The sequence below is a fragment of the Paraburkholderia aspalathi genome, from assembly GCF_905220735.1.
GTDB classification, from domain to species: domain Bacteria; phylum Pseudomonadota; class Gammaproteobacteria; order Burkholderiales; family Burkholderiaceae; genus Paraburkholderia; species Paraburkholderia aspalathi.
Genome location: NZ_CAJNBA010000020.1, coordinates 1 through 18,331, shown reverse-complemented (window position 1 = coordinate 18,331; position 18,331 = coordinate 1). Strand labels below are relative to the sequence as shown.

General features: G+C 62.3%; 15 protein-coding genes. 11 read left to right on the top strand and 4 right to left on the bottom strand.

The features are described from left to right. Positions 1-4 precede the first annotated feature (4 nt). The 5 genes from thiC to KHO30_RS38640 all read left to right on the top strand — a co-directional run bounded on the left by thiC (position 5) and on the right by KHO30_RS38640 (position 6,361). Entirely contained in the window at positions 5-1,936 is a 1,932-nt protein-coding gene (gene thiC, locus KHO30_RS38660; RefSeq protein WP_200576432.1) for a phosphomethylpyrimidine synthase ThiC, read from the top strand. Between the two features lie 279 nt (positions 1,937-2,215). After that, positions 2,216-2,428, top strand: coding sequence for a glycine zipper 2TM domain-containing protein (locus KHO30_RS38655; RefSeq protein ID WP_093643054.1), 213 nt, complete (start codon positions 2,216-2,218; stop codon positions 2,426-2,428). 160 nt (positions 2,429-2,588) lie between these two features. After that, on the top strand, positions 2,589-3,077 hold the full coding sequence (locus KHO30_RS38650; protein ID WP_211704053.1) for a hypothetical protein: 489 nt from the start codon (positions 2,589-2,591) through the stop codon (positions 3,075-3,077). 403 nt (positions 3,078-3,480) lie between these two features. Next, the gene (locus KHO30_RS38645) at positions 3,481-5,079 is read left to right on the top strand and encodes an L-lactate permease (RefSeq protein WP_200621968.1); all 1,599 of its coding nucleotides are present in this window, start codon (positions 3,481-3,483) and stop codon (positions 5,077-5,079) included. A 355-nt stretch (positions 5,080-5,434) separates the two neighbouring features. Continuing rightward, on the top strand, positions 5,435-6,361 hold the full coding sequence (locus KHO30_RS38640) for a DMT family transporter (protein WP_244864245.1): 927 nt from the start codon (positions 5,435-5,437) through the stop codon (positions 6,359-6,361). Between the two features lie 582 nt (positions 6,362-6,943). Here the strand turns inward: KHO30_RS38640 and KHO30_RS38635 are convergent. Next, positions 6,944-7,099 (bottom strand): hypothetical protein, encoded by a 156-nt coding sequence (locus KHO30_RS38635; RefSeq protein ID WP_167378496.1) that lies wholly within the window; start codon positions 7,097-7,099, stop codon positions 6,944-6,946. Positions 7,100-7,285: 186 nt separating this feature from the next. Further along, a complete protein-coding gene (gene bamC, locus KHO30_RS38630) occupies positions 7,286-8,506 on the bottom strand; it encodes an outer membrane protein assembly factor BamC (RefSeq protein WP_093643063.1) in 1,221 nt (406 codons plus the stop codon). 509 nt (positions 8,507-9,015) lie between these two features. On the opposite strand from bamC, the gene KHO30_RS38625 reads away from it, so the two are divergent. The 3 genes from KHO30_RS38625 to KHO30_RS38615 all read left to right on the top strand — a co-directional run bounded on the left by KHO30_RS38625 (position 9,016) and on the right by KHO30_RS38615 (position 12,895). Beyond that, complete coding sequence (locus tag KHO30_RS38625) at positions 9,016-9,438, top strand: DUF2844 domain-containing protein (RefSeq protein ID WP_408371651.1); 423 nt, start codon at positions 9,016-9,018, stop codon at positions 9,436-9,438. Positions 9,439-9,492: 54 nt separating this feature from the next. Further along, the gene (locus KHO30_RS38620; protein WP_211704050.1) at positions 9,493-10,764 is read left to right on the top strand and encodes a DUF3443 domain-containing protein; all 1,272 of its coding nucleotides are present in this window, start codon (positions 9,493-9,495) and stop codon (positions 10,762-10,764) included. 259 nt (positions 10,765-11,023) lie between these two features. Then, on the top strand, positions 11,024-12,895 hold the full coding sequence (locus tag KHO30_RS38615; protein ID WP_211704049.1) for a glycosyl transferase family 1: 1,872 nt from the start codon (positions 11,024-11,026) through the stop codon (positions 12,893-12,895). A 78-nt stretch (positions 12,896-12,973) separates the two neighbouring features. On the opposite strand, the gene KHO30_RS38610 is transcribed toward KHO30_RS38615, so the two are convergent. Continuing rightward, complete coding sequence (locus KHO30_RS38610) at positions 12,974-13,558, bottom strand: hypothetical protein (RefSeq protein ID WP_211704048.1); 585 nt, start codon at positions 13,556-13,558, stop codon at positions 12,974-12,976. A gap of 290 nt (positions 13,559-13,848) precedes the next feature. On the opposite strand from KHO30_RS38610, the gene KHO30_RS38605 reads away from it, so the two are divergent. Next, positions 13,849-14,484 carry a cadmium resistance transporter gene (locus KHO30_RS38605; protein WP_211704047.1) on the top strand — a complete coding sequence of 212 codons (636 nt, stop codon included), beginning with the start codon at positions 13,849-13,851 and terminating at the stop codon, positions 14,482-14,484. 181 nt (positions 14,485-14,665) lie between these two features. On the opposite strand, the gene KHO30_RS38600 is transcribed toward KHO30_RS38605, so the two are convergent. Next, on the bottom strand, positions 14,666-14,995 hold the full coding sequence (locus tag KHO30_RS38600) for a hypothetical protein (protein ID WP_093643360.1): 330 nt from the start codon (positions 14,993-14,995) through the stop codon (positions 14,666-14,668). 266 nt (positions 14,996-15,261) lie between these two features. On the opposite strand from KHO30_RS38600, the gene KHO30_RS38595 reads away from it, so the two are divergent. Both KHO30_RS38595 and leuA read left to right on the top strand, forming a co-directional pair. Further along, positions 15,262-16,140: a class I SAM-dependent methyltransferase gene (locus tag KHO30_RS38595; protein WP_093643082.1), complete on the top strand. Its 879-nt coding sequence runs from the start codon at positions 15,262-15,264 to the stop codon at positions 16,138-16,140. A 324-nt stretch (positions 16,141-16,464) separates the two neighbouring features. Continuing rightward, positions 16,465-18,183 (top strand): 2-isopropylmalate synthase, encoded by a 1,719-nt coding sequence (leuA, locus tag KHO30_RS38590; protein WP_211704046.1) that lies wholly within the window; start codon positions 16,465-16,467, stop codon positions 18,181-18,183. Positions 18,184-18,331: the final 148 nt, after the last annotated feature.

The following is an 18,331-nucleotide window of genomic DNA, read 5'->3' as shown; positions in this document are numbered from 1 at the left end:
ACGCATGAACGCCAACCCGAAGTTCCTTTCCGCCGACGCCCACGTCGATGCCGCCGCTGTCGCGCCGCTGCCGAATTCCCGCAAGGTCTACGTAACCGGCTCGCGGCCCGATATCCGCGTGCCGATGCGCGAAATTTCCCAGGCGGATACGCCGGATAGCTTCGGCGGCGAGAAGAATCCGCCGGTTTTCGTCTACGATACGTCGGGCCCCTACTCCGATCCGGAAGCCAAGATCGACATCCGCGCCGGTCTGCCCGCGCTGCGTCAAGCCTGGATCGAAGAGCGCGGCGACACCGAAGCGCTGACGGGTCTCTCGAGCGACTTCAGCCGCGAACGCGCCGCCGATACCGCGACTGCCGATCTGCGTTTCAAAGGCCTGCACCGCACGCCGCGCCGCGCCATCGCCGGCAAGAACGTCTCGCAGATGCACTACGCGCGTCGCGGCATCATCACGCCGGAGATGGAATACATCGCGATTCGCGAGAATCAGCAACGCGCCGCGTATCTGGAAAGCCTGAAGACGAGCGGTCCGAACGGCGAAAAGCTCGCCGCGATGATGGGCCGCCAGCATCCGGGCCAGGCGTTCGGTGCGAGCGCATTCGGTCCTGATGGTCTGAAGGAAATCACCGCGGAATTCGTGCGCGAAGAAGTTGCGCGCGGCCGCGCGATCATCCCGAACAACATCAACCACCCGGAAAGCGAGCCGATGATCATCGGCCGCAACTTCCTCGTGAAGGTGAATGCGAACATCGGCAACTCGGCGGTGACCTCCTCCATCGGCGAAGAAGTCGACAAGATGACTTGGGCGATCCGCTGGGGCGGCGACACGGTGATGGATCTGTCCACCGGCAAGCACATTCACGAAACGCGCGAGTGGATCATCCGCAATTCGCCGGTGCCGATCGGCACGGTGCCGATCTATCAGGCTTTGGAGAAGGTCAACGGCAAGGCCGAAGATCTGACATGGGAAATCTTCCGCGACACGCTGATCGAACAGGCGGAACAAGGCGTCGACTACTTCACGATTCACGCGGGCGTGCGTCTGCAATACGTGCCGCTGACGGCGAAGCGCATGACCGGTATCGTCTCGCGCGGCGGCTCGATCATGGCGAAGTGGTGCCTGGCTCACCACAAGGAAAGCTTCCTGTACGAGCACTTCGAAGACATCTGCGAAATCATGAAGGCGTACGACGTAGCCTTCTCGCTCGGCGACGGCCTGCGTCCCGGCTCGATCTACGATGCCAACGACGAGGCGCAACTCGGCGAACTGAAGACGCTCGGCGAGCTCACGCAGATCGCGTGGAAGCACGACGTTCAAACCATGATCGAAGGCCCCGGCCACGTGCCGATGCAGTTGATCAAGGAGAACATGGATCTGCAACTGGAATGGTGTGACGAAGCACCGTTCTACACGCTGGGACCGTTGACGACCGACATCGCGCCGGGCTACGACCACATCACCTCGGGCATTGGCGCGGCGATGATCGGCTGGTTCGGCACGGCGATGCTCTGCTACGTCACGCCGAAGGAACACCTTGGGCTGCCGAACAAGGACGACGTCAAGACCGGCATCATCACGTACAAGCTCGCCGCGCACGCCGCCGATCTGGCGAAGGGCCATCCGGGCGCGCAGGTGCGTGACAACGCATTGTCGAAGGCGCGTTTCGAATTCCGTTGGGAAGACCAGTTCAATCTCGGTCTCGACCCGGACAAGGCACGCGAATTCCACGACGAAACCCTGCCGAAGGATTCGGCCAAGGTCGCGCACTTCTGTTCGATGTGCGGCCCGCACTTCTGCTCGATGAAGATCACGCAGGATGTGCGCGAATTCGCCGCGCAACAAGGTCTCTCCGACGACGACGCGCTGAAGAAAGGCATGGAAGTGAAGTCGATCGAGTTCATGAAGAAAGGCGCTGAGATCTATCAGCGGCAGTAAGGTAAGGATCGCGGGCGCACTAGCACGCGCCCGCCATTCGAACCGTCTGCGTCCGGTATTGCAGCACCGAAGCCCGCCACTGGCGGGCTTTTGCGTTTCTGAGCAGCCGGGCACGCCGCATGCTGACAGAAGGGAAACATTTGATTACGAAACCGACACCTTGCTGACAAGCTCACACATCCGGATACGGGCTGCGGCGATAAGATCAAATGTAAGGACGGGGGTGATTCATCCATTTCCACGAAGCATTGTCCAGACACAATGAATGGAGTCAGCATCATGAAATCGATTCGTCAACTCAGTACGTTCGCTGCGATCGTCGCGGTTGTCGCCAGTCTTTCCGCGTGTGACAACATGACCACGCGGCAACGCGATACGGTGATCGGCGCGGGTGTGGGCGGCGCCGCAGGCGGACTGATCGGCGGCAATGCACTGTCGACGATTGGCGGTGCGGCAGCCGGCGGCATCATCGGCAATCAGGTGGGCAAGTAAGCGCACGAACAGGACCAGCGTCATAGAGGGGCTTCGCGAAATGCTTTGCAATGGCGTGAAATAAGCCGTTACGGTTTTGCAATCCTGTTGACGCTGCGGCGGCGTAAGCTCAAGCCACTACGCCCCGGATGGCGGCGTGTGATGTAACCAGGAGCACGTCATGAAGTCCCCCGTCGTCAAGTCCCTTCGCGCAATCAGCCAGCGGCTGCCGCGCGGCTTGCCCCGTCTTTCCCAAACCGGCATCACGCTGGCCGGCGTGGCCTGTGTGCTGACGCTGTCCGGCTGCTACTACCCGTACGGCTACTATCCAGGCGCCTACCCGTATTACGCTTACGGCACTGTTCCAGCGAATGGCGCCCAGCAGGATGTCCCCGTGGGAACGGCCGGCGATTCGGCCACTTCTCAACAGCAGGCTCAGGCGGCGCAGCAGGCGCGAGCCAATTCGCAATCCCAGCCGGCCACCTACGCTGTCGCTCAGCCGCCTCCCGTGTACGTTGCCCCCGCTTATCCCGTCTACTATCCGCCGCCGGTCTACCCGGCCTATTACGGCTATCCGGGCTGGTATGGCCCGTCGGTTTCGATCGGCGTCGGTTTCGGCTGCTGTTGGGGAGGCCATGGCGGCTGGGGTGGTCACGGTCACTGGCACTGAATCCCGCAGCCGGATCTTGCTGATCTGCTTTGTCCATCCCGTGCCCGCAGCTATCGGGGCACGGGATGAACCCATGCCCCACGACGTCGTGCGCACCCCGCTGCCCGAAAGTCGGCCTACCCGTCAGCACGCGCCATGCCGCGCCGGGAAGGCCTCACGCGCATCATGCCGCGACGATCCCGCCACGCAAGACACGGCGCATCCTTCCCTCCTTCGCCCGTACTTTCCCTTCTTGACGCGCTCCAATCGGGCCCTATGCTTGGGAAAGCCACACGCAGTACCTGTTTAAATAAGCGACCCGGCTCGTCTTCGACGCGCCGCCGGCGCCCATCCGTCCTGCCAGAGCGACGCGCCCCGTAGTGCGTAGTCCCGCGTCGAATCGAACAACAACGAAGGAGACGTGATGTTTCACCAATTACTCACACCCGTCGGCAATTCGCTACCGCTCTCGTTCCTCGTCGCCGCCTTGCCGATCATCGTCGTATTGCTGTTGCTCGGCTGGGCCCGTCGGCCGGCCTGGCAGGCCTCGCTTGCGGGCCTGATCGTCGGGCTGATCGTGGCGATTTTCGTCTGGCAGTTTCCGGTTGGACTCGCGGCCGCATCAGTGGCCAACGGCGCGGTGTTCGCCTGCTGGCCGGTGATGTGGATCGTGTTCACCGCGATCCTGCTCTACAACATCTCGCAGCGCTCGGGCCGCTTCGCCGCCTTTCGCATGTGGATGATCGATAACCTGCCGAACGATCGCCGCGTGGTGCTGGTGGTGATCGGCTTTTCGTTCGGCGCGCTGCTCGAGGGGATTTCCGGCTTCGGCACGCCGGTCGCGATCACCAGTTCGCTGTTGATCCTGCTCGGTTTTCCGACCCTCGAAGCACTCACTTTCACGCTGATCTTCAACACCGCGCCGGTTGCCTTCGGCGCGCTCGGCGTGCCGATCACCGTGCTCGGCGCGGTCACACACCTGCCGGCCGATTCGCTCGCCAAGATGGTCGGCCGCCAGTTGCCTTTCTTCGCCTTCCTGCTGCCGTTCTATGTGATCGGCGTCTATGCGGGCTTTCGTAACATGCTGCGCGTGTGGCCGGTCCTGTTGGTGTCCGGTGCGAGCTTCGCGCTGACCCAGTTCATCGCGTCGAACTACGTGAACTACAGCCTGACCGACGTGCTGTCGTCGATGGTGTCGCTGATCCTCACCATCGCGTTCCTGCGCGTCTGGAAGCCCGCCGCCGATCCGAAGTTCGCGATCAACATCGATCGGGTGGGCGAGGTGCGCGGCAAGATCAGCGGCGGCCAGGGCTGGTATCCGTGGATCATCGTCTCGGCGGTGGTGATCGTCTGGACCGTCGCCAAAATCTTCCTGATCGGCGACGTCAAGCTACCGTGGCCGGGCCTCGACAAGGCCGTGTTCATCACCCTGTACAACACGCCGTACGGCGCGGTGTGGGACTTCCAGCCGCTCGCGACCGGCACGGCGATTCTGGTGGCCGCCATCATCACGACGTTCGTGACGGGTCTGAGCGCGCGCGAATTCGGCAAGGCCATTGCCGACACGTGGGTCCAGACGCGCATCGCCATTCTGACGGTGGCGACCATCGTGGCGCTCGCCTATCTGATGAACTACTCGGGGCTCACCTACACGCTCGGGCTCGGTGCCGCGTCGGTCGGACCGTTCTTTCCGCTGGTGTCGGCCTTCCTCGGCTGGGTCGCGGTGTTCCTGTCCGGCAGCGACACCTCGGGCAATGCGCTGTTCGGCAACCTGCAGGTGGTGGCGGCTAATCAGCTGAATCTGAACCCGATCCTGATGGCGGCGACCAATTCGTCGGGCGGTGTGATGGGCAAGATGATCTCGCCGCAAAACATCTCGACCGGCGTGGCGACGACCGACCTCAAGGGCAAGGAAGGCGTCGTGTTCGCCAAGACCTTCAAGCATTCGATTCTGTTGACGGTGATCCTCGGCGTGCTGGTCTGGCTGCAGCAGAATTTCCTGCAGTGGATGATTCCGCATTGAGGCGCGCCTGGCCCATCGACGCAACTATTCGCGCCCACTAATTCCTTGGAGCGGGAGCGTGTGTGATGGGCCAGGATCACTGGTGCGTTGCCGCAATATAATTCACGCTCCCCATGCGCCCGCCCCGCCGGGCCTGCACCGGGGGTACTCCCCGCGCCAGTCTCATCGCAATTTTTCTCACATTAGCGTGAGAATTGCTCGTTTTGCGGCCGGCGCGACCGCGCTTACGATAACGGCTATCAGACGTCCTCCATCCCCCGAATCTTGCCGTTTCATTCCAGCCTGAAACGTTTCGCGTGATCGCGCTGCTACGATGCGCAGGCGTCTCGACTCAACCGCGCGCGGCGCTACGACAATGAATGCCAAAAACCTGCTGCAACTGCTGATCCTGGCTGCCCTGTGGGGCGCCTCGTTTCTGTTTATCCGCGTCGGCGTGACCGACTTCGGCGTCGCGCCGCTGATGGCCTTGCGCGTCGGCATCGGCGCGGCGTTTCTCGCCGTTGTCCTGATTGCGCGGCGGCCGCTGCGCGAGTCCGCGACGATCCTGCGCACGCGCGCTTTTCCCTTGCTGGTGGTCGGCATCCTGAATTCCGCGGCGCCGTTCTGCCTGTTCGCGTATGCCGAGTTGACGCTGTCGGCTGGCGTGACGTCCGTGATCAATGCGACCACGCCGCTGTGGGGCGGGCTCATTGGCTTCCTGTGGCTGCGTGACCGCCTGAGCGCGCTGCGCACGCTCGGTCTCGTGATCGGCTTTCTCGGCGTCCTGATGCTGGTGTGGGATCAGATCGCCACGCCGAACGGCTCGGCCGCAACTCCGGCGACCACCGCGCTCGCGGCCGCCGCCGCGCTCGGCGCCACGCTGCTTTACGGCATCGCCGCCAATTACACGAAGCGCCATCTGACCGGCGTCGACGCATTGACCGTTGCGACCGGCACGATGACCGGCGCCACCATCGTGTTGCTGCCGCTCGCCGTGATCTACTGGCCGGCCGCGCCGATCTCACTGCACGCGTGGGGCGCGGTTATCGCGCTGGGCGTCGCGTGTACCGGCGTCGCGTACATGCTGTTCTTCCATCTGATCGCAGTGGTCGGGCCGGCACGCACGATTACGGTGACCTTCGTGATTCCGATCTTCGGCATTCTGTGGGGCGCCCTGTTTCTCGGCGAAACCGTGTCGCTGGGCATGCTGGAAGGCTGTGGCGTGATTCTCGTCGGCACCGCGCTTGCCACCGGCGTGGTCAAACGTCTGCCGTGGTTCGGGCCGCGCCGCGCCGATACCTGAAAGCCACCTCGCACGATACGTTCGGCGCGATCCGTTTCTCGCCTCCGCGAGGGCCGCGCCGACACAGAACACCGCCTCGCGCGACGCCTTCAACATCGCCGCCTTCCCGTCACGCACCGCTCGCCGCGTCAGCGGCCCGACAACCCGTTTCGAGCACCCAAAAAAATAGCCCGCACTCCGTTGGAGTGCGGGCGAAACCGTCGCCCTACGAGGATAGGCGACGGGGCCACCGAGGCCGCGCGCCGTGCGCGCAGGCCATCATCGGGCTAAGTACCGGTTCGTTCGCCGGTGCTGAAAGGGTCTGGGAATCGCCGATTGGACACACGCCGCAAACTCACGTCGGATGTTACGAATCCGGCCCCATGAGTCTTTAGAAGCAGCTTGTGTGCCAGTTATAGCGATTTACAAGAAATTGTTCGCAAGACATTGATTTTTATTACATTATTTTGCGGAGAAGGGGATCTGACAGGGTCTGCGGAAGGGGCTTCGCGAGTTACGTCACCGGGGTAACGTCACGTTACATGCGGCCGCACAAGCGGCGACCGCGCGGATTCGCTTCATGCGTTTGAAGCAAGCCGGCCATCACCGCACCGGCCATTTCGTGCGTTGCGCGGCCGTATGCCGGACCCGCAAACCCGTTGGCCGCTGCGTCTCGCGCCGCTCCAGGGCTGCGCCGCAGACAAGCGCCAGGACGAGCAAGCTCGCCGCCCACATCCAGTAAGGAATCACGTCGAACATGGCCATCTCCCCGTTAAGCGTCGCCGGTTCATACCGGTGTTTCAGACAGAAAGCAAAACACGTGCGCGCTGCGATAACGGTCTACGGCTCACTGCGCCGTCAATAAATTGCGGACATAAAAAACCCGCCCGGAATTGCCTTCCGGGCGGGTTTTGAGACAGCGTTCGCTGTTTGCTACAGCTTCGTTCAGTGCAACTGGTCGACCATCAGACCCATGATCTGCTTGGCCTGCGGGCTCTGATCGATAGATCCCTTGTCGTCGACCACTGCCACTCGGGTCTGGTCAGGCGTCACCGCGCGCACGTTCACGAGATACTGCTTGGCGACCTTTTCCTTCTTGCCGTGGAACACCTGGCTCCAGAAGCCCTGCTCCGCCGAGCTCAGATCCTTCGGATCGACGTAGCGCACGAAGTACAGGCCGCGGCTCGCGTCGCGATCGTCGACCGTGAAGTTGCTGCGATCGAGCGCGAGGCCCACGCGCAGCCACGCACGGTCATACGGCTCGCTGAGCGTCAGCTCGGTGGACGAGAACTGTGCCGCCGTGGTGTTCGCCGCGTCATCCGGCATAGGCTGTTGCGCCGACAACGCCACGTTTTGCGCCGCCGTGGCCGCAGCCGCCGATTTCGCGCCCGCCGTAGCCGCGTTCGGCGCCGTTTGCGTCCCTGCAGGCGAGAGCTGGGCGCTTTGCGTCGTGCGCGAATCGGCCAGCGCCAGCGCTGCCATCAAGCGCTTCAGATATTCCTGCTCCAGCCCCGGATCGTTCGGCTTGGCTTCCCACTTGGTCGACTCGTTGTTCGTACCGGTGATCGCCTCGCGCATGCCCTTCTGGCTGATGAACACATAGGTGCCGCCGTTCGGCGCCGTTTCGAGACGCGTGCGGTACTTGTTGCGCTCAGAACTCACGTAGCTGTTGCCCATTGCCTTGGACAGCGTGTCGCGGATCAGCCCCTCGTTGATCGAAGCGTGCGTTTCGTTCCAGTCCGTTTCCATCACGCCCTTGTCGCGCTGGTCGACCACCAGCAGGAAGCCCTGTTCCTGCCAGAAACGGCGGATCGGCGCCCACGCCTGGTCGGGCGCCTTGTTGTCGATCACGAGCCAGCTTTCCGTGCCGTCGCGCTGGATGTGCATGCCGGTCACCTGCGGCACCACCGTCAGGGTGTTCGCGGCCGGTGCTTGCGCCTGGACCTGCTGGAGCGTGGACAGCGAGGTTTCGCCGCCTTGCGGGGGCAACGAACGCTGATCGGCCGTCTCATCGATCATGTTCGGCGGTACGGCAAGTGACACTTGCTTCGATTTCGAGTCGCTTTTGTAGTCGATTTTGGTCGGCGACGAGGTGCCGCAGCCGGCGACCAGACCGCCTGCCATCAGCATTACTGCAAACCGCTTGGTAAGACGAAGATCAGTCATGTTCGGGGAATCCTTCCGCTACGCCACGGCAAGTTTCCGTGGATCAACCCAACATTTTACCGATCCCGGCGAGTCATGTGCAAAAACCCGGCTTTGCCCGTGAATTGAGCAGCGCGCGGACGGCAAATCCTGGGGTGCGTCGAAGGGTCTGGATACCGATGAATCGCTGCGCTGCGTGTCCCTTTCATATCGGAAAAACGCGCCGCTTCACGGCGGCGATCATGTCCTTCCGCGGCAAATTTAACAGTTCACAACGTTTCTCAAACGCCTGTAGGTCGTGACCTAGCTCCTTGTCAGATCATTGTTTTAAAAGACACTTTTCACCTTCGCCACAGACTATTTCCGAGATTCGCTGAAGCGCCGCGCGCCGCGCCTGACAACGATCAGGAAACCTGAGTGTTATCTTGAATTGAACATCTCAATAAAAATTTAGCGCCCCGGGTTTTCCAATAACGAGACAGGTTGCCATGCCAAATTCCTCTTTCTTACTAGCCTTCGCTGTCGCGGCAATGGTGGCTGCCCTGTTGTCTGTCAGTGCCGATGTGCGTGCCGAATTGGGCGGCACGATGCCCAGCCAGGCGAATTCGACGGCCACGGCGCCCCAAACCTTGCTGAACGGCGCCTTACGCCTGCGCACAATGACCGACGCAGGCAACACCACCATCAACGAGTACGCGACGAATAGCGGCCAGATCATCGCTTATACGTGGCAAGGCCCGACCATGCCGGATCTGCGCGCGCTGCTCGGCCGGTACGCCGACTCCTACAGGGCGGGCGCCGCCGCATCGGTGCCTGTCGGCAATCTGCACGCCTCTCGGGTTGTCAGGCCAGACGTGATCGTGGAATCGGGTGGTCCGATGCGCGGCTATGTCGGACGCGCGTGGCTGCCGGCGGCGCTGCCCGCCGGTGTCACCGCCGACGACCTCCGCTGACGCGGGCCAGCAGGCAAAAAGCCGCCCCGAAAACTCGCCCCCCCCCTACATGCCATGAAGACCTCTTCCCGTCTCCGCACCCTGCTCCTGACTTGCGCCGTGCTCGCTGGTTGTGGTGGCGGCGGTGGCAGCAGTACGCCGGCTGCCTCCACCCAGGCGGGCTCGACGAGCCCGGCCAGCAGTCCGAACGCCGCGAGCGCGCCATCCGGAAACGTTGGCGCCAGCGCAACGAACTCCGTGCCGCAGTCGAATACGCCGAATGTCCAGCCGATCACGGTCAGCGCCGCGCCGGGCCTGACGCGCAACATGCTGACCACCAGCGTCACCGTCTGCCGGCCCAGCACCAGCAATTGCGCGACGATCGACAATATTCAGGTCGACACCGGCTCACAGGGCTTGCGGATTCTCGCCTCGGCGCTGCCGGCTGACCTTTCGCTGGCGGCCGTGGCCTCGGGCAGCGGCATCGCCGGTGAGTGCGCGGTATTCGGCGGCGGCTATACGTGGGGCGCGGTACGCGGCGCGGACGTGCGGATGGCCGGCCAACTGGCCACCTCGATTCCGATCCAGCTGATTGCCGACCCCACGCTGCCCAATGTGCCCACCGATTGCGCCGGTTCAGGCAGCGCGATGCTGACGGTCGCGAACCTGCGCGCCAACGGCATTCTCGGCGTCGGACTGTTTGCGGCCGATTGCGGCAGTGGCTGCGTCAACTCGGCGCTGCCGCGCTGGTATTACAGCTGCGACGCCAGCGGCGCCTGCCTCGCGAGCACGCAAGCACTCGCCCAGCAGGTGACCAATCCGGTCAGCCGCTTCGCGCTCGACAACAACGGCGTGGTGATCGACCTGCCGGCGATCGCCGACTCGGGTGCGCCCAGCGTGTCGGGCTCCTTGATATTCGGCATCGGCACCCAGGCGAATAACACGCTGGGCGGCGCGACCGTCTTCAGGACCAACACGCAGACGGGTTATGTGCGTACTACCAGCGCCGGCCAGACTTACGGGCAAAGCTACCTCGACAGTGGCTCGAACGGCCTGTTCTTCAACAATAGCCAATTGCCCCGATGCGGTTACTGGTACTGCCCGAGTTCCACGCAAACAGCGAGCGCCTCGATTGCCGGCACGGATGGCGTGTCGAGCACGGTGTCGTTTTCGATCGGCAATTCGAGCGCACTGTTTGGCTCGTCGAATAACGCCTTCGACAACCTGGCCGGCATTGCCAGCAACAGCTTCGGCTGGGGCCTGCCCTTCTTCTTCGGACGACGCGTTTATACGGCGATTGCATCGAGCGTGACGTCGGCCGGGCCGGGGCCGTATTACGCGTTCTGATTGGTTGATGTCGGGGCCGCCTTGCGCGGACAAGCGCGTCGGGCGGATTCGATTGAGTGCCCGAGCAGACGTGGCCTATTGAGCGCCAACCCCCGCCTCAAACGGAAAAGTCCTACAGACAGATCGGATTCCCCTGCGAGGAAAATTCCCAAACTCACATCTCGCGCTTATTTGATACGCCCTGACAGCAATAATCGTCGTTTCCGGCTAGCGTCATCTCGATATCGTTAGCTCTGCATACTCTAATAACAGTGAAACGATGGAAGTCACCTTTTCGCTCGACGATTTCGAGCAACTCGTCTACACGCGGCAGCATACGCAAGCCTCACTTCAGCTCATCGCGGCACTCGCACTCCTCCAGCAAACGCGCGGTGAGTTGAACGCGAGCTTCAGAGCATCGGGCATGACCGACCTGTCTCCCAATGAGCAACGCGAGCGTTTCTGCACACGTCTGACAAGTGCGGCGTCTACGTTGTTCGCCGACCCGGATTTCCGGCCGCCCACCGCGTGCGTCAGATTGTTTTTCACGTTGCATGAATGGATCGGCACGCTGTTCTCGGCCACGGCGTTCGGCAATGCGGACCACGTCGTCCGTCATCTCAATCCTCGCGGCGCGGCGGACACGCAGTTTCTGCCGGGAGACAGCTTCATCGAGAAGCTGTGCGTGCTCTATTCGACCGAGTCCGAACTGGAACTCGATTTCGCCGCACTCTGGGCCTACGACAAAACGATCGCGGCCTGTCTCGCCCTCGCTTTGCTGGCACCGGTCTTCAATGGCTCGCCAAGCGCGCATCTCAAGCGCGAGGCGCTGCTGGAGTGGCTGCCCGGCAAGCTGCAGCTCATCGACGATCTCGACGATCTGCCATCGGCCGTGCTGCACAACGCCTATATGTTCTGCAGCTATGCCGATACGCCGCGTCGGCACGCGATCAAGCAGGACATCAACGTGCTGGTGCGCCGCAAGCTGGCACAACTCGGCCTGACCGACTTGCCCGCAGCGAAACCCAAGCCTGCCAGAGGCAAATCGCGGCGCGGCAAGAAGCCGCTGATGGTGGTAGTGCTGGAATGGTTCAGCGGCGCCCATTCGATCTACCGCACGCACTCGCGTACGCTCGAAGCCGCACGCGAACATTTCGAGGTGGTGGGCTTCGGCTTCGGTTATGCGCTCGACGAAGTGGGGCGGGACGTCTTCGACCGCTTCATCGAACTGGAGCAGCCTGACTACATCGGCGAATGCCTGAAAACGATTCGCGACTTCGCCGAGGCAGAGCGGCCGGACGTGTTGTACATGCCGAGCGTCGGTATGTTCGTGGTCACGGTGTTCATGTCCAATCTGCGTATCGCATCGTTGCAGATCGCGGCGCTCGGCCATCCCGCTACCACGCACTCAGACAAGATCGACTACATCAGCGTCGAGGAAGATTATGTTGGCGACCTGGCCTGCTTCAGCGAGCGTCTGATGAAGTTGCCGAAAGACGGGCAACCGTATCGCCCGTCCGTCGCGTTGCCGGACATCGTCGCGCAGATTCCGTCGCAGCGCGAGACGCTGCGGATCGTCATCACCGCCAGCGCGATGAAACTCAATCCCGGCTTTCTCGACGCGTGCCGCGAGATCGGCGCGCGTGCGGCCACGCCCGTTGAGTTTCACTTCATGACCGGTGTGCCGTCGGGTCTGCCGTTCGACCGTCTGCGCGACGCCATCGTGCGTGCAGTACCGGGCGCTGTCGTGCATGACTTTCACGACTACGCCGCGTATCTGGCGCGCGTCAACCAGGCCGATCTGTTCCTGAGCCCGTTTCCGTTCGGCAACACCAACGGTATTGTCGATGCACTGACGCTTGGCTTGCCAGGCGTATGCAAACGCGGGCCGGAAGTGTTCGAGCAGATCGACGGGGCGCTATTCGAGCGCGTGGGCATGCCCTCGTGGACCACCACAGATAGCGTCGAGACGTATATCGCTGCGGCCGTGCGCATGATCGACCAGCACGACGAGCGCACGGCGCTGCGCCAACGCCTGATCGATACGCAGGCGGTGCAGCGCTGCTTCGAAGGGCGGCCGCAGGCCTTCGGCGAAAGCGTGCTGAAACTGATGCGCCAAAACAAAAGCCGCCTCGCGGATGGGGCGGCTTGAGCTTTGTGTTTTGTGTTTCGCGGTTCGCGGTTGAGCAGGCGTTAGCGAAAGCTGCCCGCGCCCGTTGCGAGCAAGGCTTTACTCGGCGGCTTCGCTCGCAGCAGTGGGGGCCGGCGTGGCGAGCTTTGCCGGCGCCAACCAGCTGAATACGCTCAGCGCGGAGCCGTGGAATGTGCACTCAGCGGCGGCTGCCGTATTGACCTTCTTCGGCTTGGCCGATTTGAGCGAAGCTGCGTCACTCGCCGAAGCAGCGAGGCTCGCTGAAGCGGCCGTCGCATCCGAAGCCGCTGCAGCCGTCACGCGTGAGGCAGCAGCCGCGGCCGAAGCCGAGGAAGCCCCCTGCGCCACGGACACGCCGGACGCCGCGCGCACGCCCGAAGCCGGGTGAGGCGCATTCGCCAATTTCGCCGCGGACGCCGCCGAAGCGGCCGCAACCTCCGAAGCCGTCATCACATGCTCGATCGATCCCTCGACGACCACCCGCGAGCCGTCGATAGCGGTGCCCGTATGAGTGATCCTCAGCGTATCCGGCGACGACGTTTCAGCCAGCTTGCTTCGCATCAACTGCTCGCATGCATCCGAGTTCTTGTAGACGGCCGTGCAGGCCGCCAGCAGCGCTGCAGCAGTCGTGACGCAGGCGATAGAGAGAATCCGAACTTTCATTGGTGTTCCGTTTTGCAAGCCGTCGGCAATTGTAGCTTACGGGCTGGCGGATCGGCACCGCCGCCGCTCACGGGGACCGCACAGGGAGAAGAACGGAGACAGTGGCGCGGCACCTCGCAAGGACGTGCCGATCCGCACATCACACAAGACAAAGAGACGGCTTGACCGCGACGCCTTGCATCGGCATCGTGTTGACCGGTCGCCATACCTGCGGCACGCCACCTCTTCAGCCGGACCCGCTTGATGGGTGCGGAACCGTTTTCCCACTGCGCATTGACCGGCTTTTCCGCATGTTCAGCCTTGCCCTGCTCGCCGTCGCCGCCTACGCCGCGACTAACATCGACAACCTTTTCGTGCTGCTCGCTTTCCTCGCGGAAACGGGCGGCCAGCGTCGGCGCGTGATCGCCGGGCAGTTTGCCGGTTCGCTGACCTTGATCGTAGGGTCGATTCTGCTCGCCGCACTGTTGACACGCCTACCTTTCGGCTACGTCGGTCTGCTCGGCATCTTGCCGATCGGCGTGGGCCTGAACAAAGCATGGGCGCGCTTTCGCCCCGGCCACGCGGATCAGGTGCAAGAGACCCAGGCCACGGCGGGCACGCGTTCACCAGCCACGCCGACTATGGCCGGCGCAGGTTCGTCATGGTGGACAGTGGCATGCGTGGCGGTCGCCAACGGCTCGGACAATCTCGCTGTCTACGTGCCCCTGTACGCGAGTCATTCGCATAGCGAGGGCATGTTCATCTCGCTGGTGTTCGTCGTCATGATCGGCCTCTGGTGCGCAGGAGCGGTGTGGCTGGTGGAGCATCCTTTGCTGGGCGCGCCGATCCGGCGCTATGGCACCGCGTTGCTGCCGCTGATCCTACTGGTCATTGGCGTCTCGGTGATCGTGCATAACGATACCTTGCGGATCGTGTTCGGTATCTGAGGCGGACCGACGGCCGAAGATCCGATCGCCGGGCGGTGCGATGGTCGCGCCTCGCACCTGAAAGGCTGAGTCTGAGCCAAAGCCTGAATCCGGGTCCAAACCAGAAACCTTACAGTCCGTGCCGGGATGCGCTGCTGCCAGCGCGCGATGCAGCACGACCGACTGTCGCCCACGCCAACGGTCAGTTCGACGGCATTTGCGGCTGCACGTAAGTGCGCACGCCGGCGAGCGGCGACCCGTAACCGCCCGACTGGGTATTATTCGGCAATCCATTGACCAGTTGCGCGCGCGGATCGGTCGGATTCAGATTCAACTCGCCCGCCTGCTGGTTGCCGTGCGTCGGATATTCGCTGCCGCGCGCCGCGCTCGGCATCACGCGCGTACTGTTTTGCGGCGCGTTGATGTCGTCCTGCACGCTCAGGCCCTGTGCGCCAGCCTGCGCGGCGACGCCGCAAGCGAGCGCATACAGCAGAACCCCCACTACCCTCGACGTCCTCGATGTTCGCTTCATACCGACCTCCGGCAAGTGCAAAGTGAAATGAAAGGCGATCATGTCCGCGATTCCAGTACAGGCGCGGCAGACGCTGATCACATCATTTATACGCGCTACCTCCTCTTTCGGATTCGGCACAATCTGCCCGCCCACCGTAAAAGTGCCGAACTGGCATGCCCCGTGCGCTCACCAAAGCCACGAGGGACACGGGATCACAGCAAATACCCCAAGCGCATATCGTTATGCCGATTGGCGCTTTCTTTCCAGGACGATCGCGCCCGATAATGGCTGCCATGAACACCCACCCCACTCCCCAAGCCCGCGCGCTGCGTTCCGCGCTCGCGGCACTGAGCGCGGCACTGCTGCTAGCCGCCTGCGCCGCTCCAACGGCATCGACCTCTCTCTCGGCGGCTGATTCCGCCTCGCTCGATGCCGCCATTTCGGGGCCGCAGCGTAGCGACAGGAACCGTGCACGCGATGTCTACCGCCATCCGAAGGAAACGCTGCAGTTCTTCGGCGTGACGTCGTCGCAAACCGTGCTGGAGATCGCGCCCGGTGGCGGCTGGTACACGGAGATACTCGCGCCCTATCTGCACGACCACGGCAAGCTGTACGAGGCGCAATACGACAGCCCGGACGCCGCGTCGTTGGCAGAAGAGCAGGCTGGCCGGGCGTCGTTCGCGCGCAAGCTGGCGGCCACTCCCGCTGTCTATAGCAATGTCGTGGTCGGCACACTGCGAGCAGGTCAGTTCAGCGGCTTTCCGGCCGACGGCAGCGTTGACGAGGTGCTGACCTTCCGCAATATCCACAACTGGATCAAGGACGGCCAGATCGACGCCAATCTGCGCGCCTTTTACGCGGCACTCAAGCCGGGCGGCATCCTCGGCGTCGAGGAACATCGCGCGGCGCCGGGCACTTCGCTGCAACAGACCATCGACAGCGGCTATGTCACCGAAGCCTATGTCATCGAACACGCCCGAGCGGCAGGTTTCGAATTGGCGGGCCAAAGCGAGGTGAACAGCAATCCGCGCGACACGAAAAACTATCCGCACGGTGTGTGGTCGCTGCCGCCCACGTATGAGGGCCACGACGTCGACCGGGCGAAGTACGCCGCGATCGGCGAGTCGGATCGCATGACCTTGCGCTTCGTGAAACCCAGGTGACACGTATGACCGGCCCGGGTTTCAGCGCGCGCCGGCCGGTATAAGCCCTTCCGGCCGGTACGCGCTTCGCTGCACCGGCGCTTGACGCGATCCCAATAATATGTTCCTATTGCGCACTATGTACCGCGCCCAGACCATCCTATCGCTACTACTAGCCCGCTCTACCGGGCTAGGTCTGCTGCTGCGCGCTTCCATCTGATACACCCGAAGCACCGCTCAATTCCCCAGTAACTGACCCAGCCCCGGTTTCCGACCGGCGGCCATGCTTTGTCTTTTCGTCGTCCGGTCGACAACCCAGGTTGATCGATCCCAAGGATGATGAAAATGTTGAAGAACCCTGCTACCAAGTACCACTCGTTCAAGCCAATCAATTTGACCGACCGCCAGTGGCCGTCACGCGTCATCACGCGTGCGCCGATCTGGATGAGTACCGATCTGCGTGACGGCAACCAGGCGCTGTTCGAGCCGATGAACGCGCAACGCAAGATGCGCATGTTCAAGACGCTGGTGCAGATTGGCTTCAAGGAAATCGAAGTCGCATTTCCGTCTGCCTCGCAGACCGACTTCAATTTCGTGCGTGAGTTGATCGAAGGCGGTCATATCCCCGACGACGTCACCATCGAAGTGTTGACGCAAGCTCGTGACGACCTGATCGAACGCACCTTCGAGTCCTTGCGTGGCGCGCCGCGCGCCATCGTCCACCTGTACAACGCCACCGCGCCGGAATTCCGCCGCATCGTGTTCGGCCTCGAAAAGAGCGGCGTGAAAGAACTCGCGCAAAACGCCGCGCGTACGATGAAGCGTCTCGCCGACGCTACGCCGGAAACGCACTTCACGTTGCAATACAGCCCGGAAGTGTTCAGCGGCACCGAACTCGAATTCGCCAAGGAAGTATGCGACGCCGTGTTCGATATCTGGCAACCGACGCCGGAACACAAAGCGATCGTCAACCTGCCCGCTACCGTCGAAATGGCTACGCCGAACGTCTACGCGGACCAGATCGAATGGATGCATCGTAATCTCGCGCGTCGCGATTCGTTGATTGTTTCCGTGCATCCGCACAACGATCGCGGCACGGCCGTGGCTGCCGCTGAACTGGCGGTGATGGCGGGAGCGGATCGGGTCGAGGGGTGTTTGTTCGGCAATGGCGAACGTACCGGCAATGTCGATCTCGTGACGCTCGCGTTGAATCTGTACACGCAGGGTGTCGATCCTGAACTCGATTTTTCGAATATCAATGAAGTCGCGCGGACTGCTGAGGAATGCACGCAGTTGCCGGTGCATCCGCGCCATCCGTATGTCGGCGATCTGGTGTTCACCGCGTTCTCCGGCTCGCATCAGGATGCGATCAAGAAGGGTTTTGCGGTGCAGAAACCGGACGCGGTCTGGGAAGTGCCTTATATGCCGATCGATCCTAGCGATCTTGGGCGCACCTATGATTCAGTTATTCGCGTGAATAGCCAGTCTGGCAAGGGTGGGATTGCTTATTTGCTCGAGCAGGGCTATGGGGTTGTGTTGCCGCGGCGCTTGCAGGTTGATTTCAGTTCGGCCGTGCAGCGCTATACGGATGATAGCGGGCAGGAAGTGACGCCTTCGCAGATCTGGGAATTGTTTCAGCAGGAGTATGTGCATAGTGTTGAGCCGATTCGCTATATCGGGCATAGCCTGTCTGAACGCGGCGATCGGGAGCATATCAAGCTCACTGTCGATATTCATGGCTCGCGGCGCGTGTTGAGCGGTGAAGGGAATGGGCCTCTTGATGCGTTGATGCATGCTATGGGGGTGCCGGTGCGGATTCAGCATTATGAGGAGCGTGCTTTGACTCAGGGCGCCGATGCTCGGGCTGTTGCTGTTGCTGAAATGGCTGGCACTGATGTGGCTGGGAGTGCGTTTGGGGTTGGGATTGATGCCAATCTGGTGACTGCTTCTATTCGGGCTGTTATTAGTGGGGTTAATCGCGCTTATGAACGCGCTAGTTCCGGTGCGCAGGAGCGGTTTTTTGAAGTCGCGCTTAGGGATGACGCGGAGCGTGTGGCGGTTTGAGTTTTTTCCTTGGTCTGGCTTTGGTGCCTTTCCTTGTTTTGTTAGTGGTCTATTAGCGTTGCCCCTGTGCGGGGCGGCACTGTAGTGGTTCAATGAACCTGGACACCTCTAAAGGGGATAATTCTCCAACTGAGGTGAGAAATGAGCA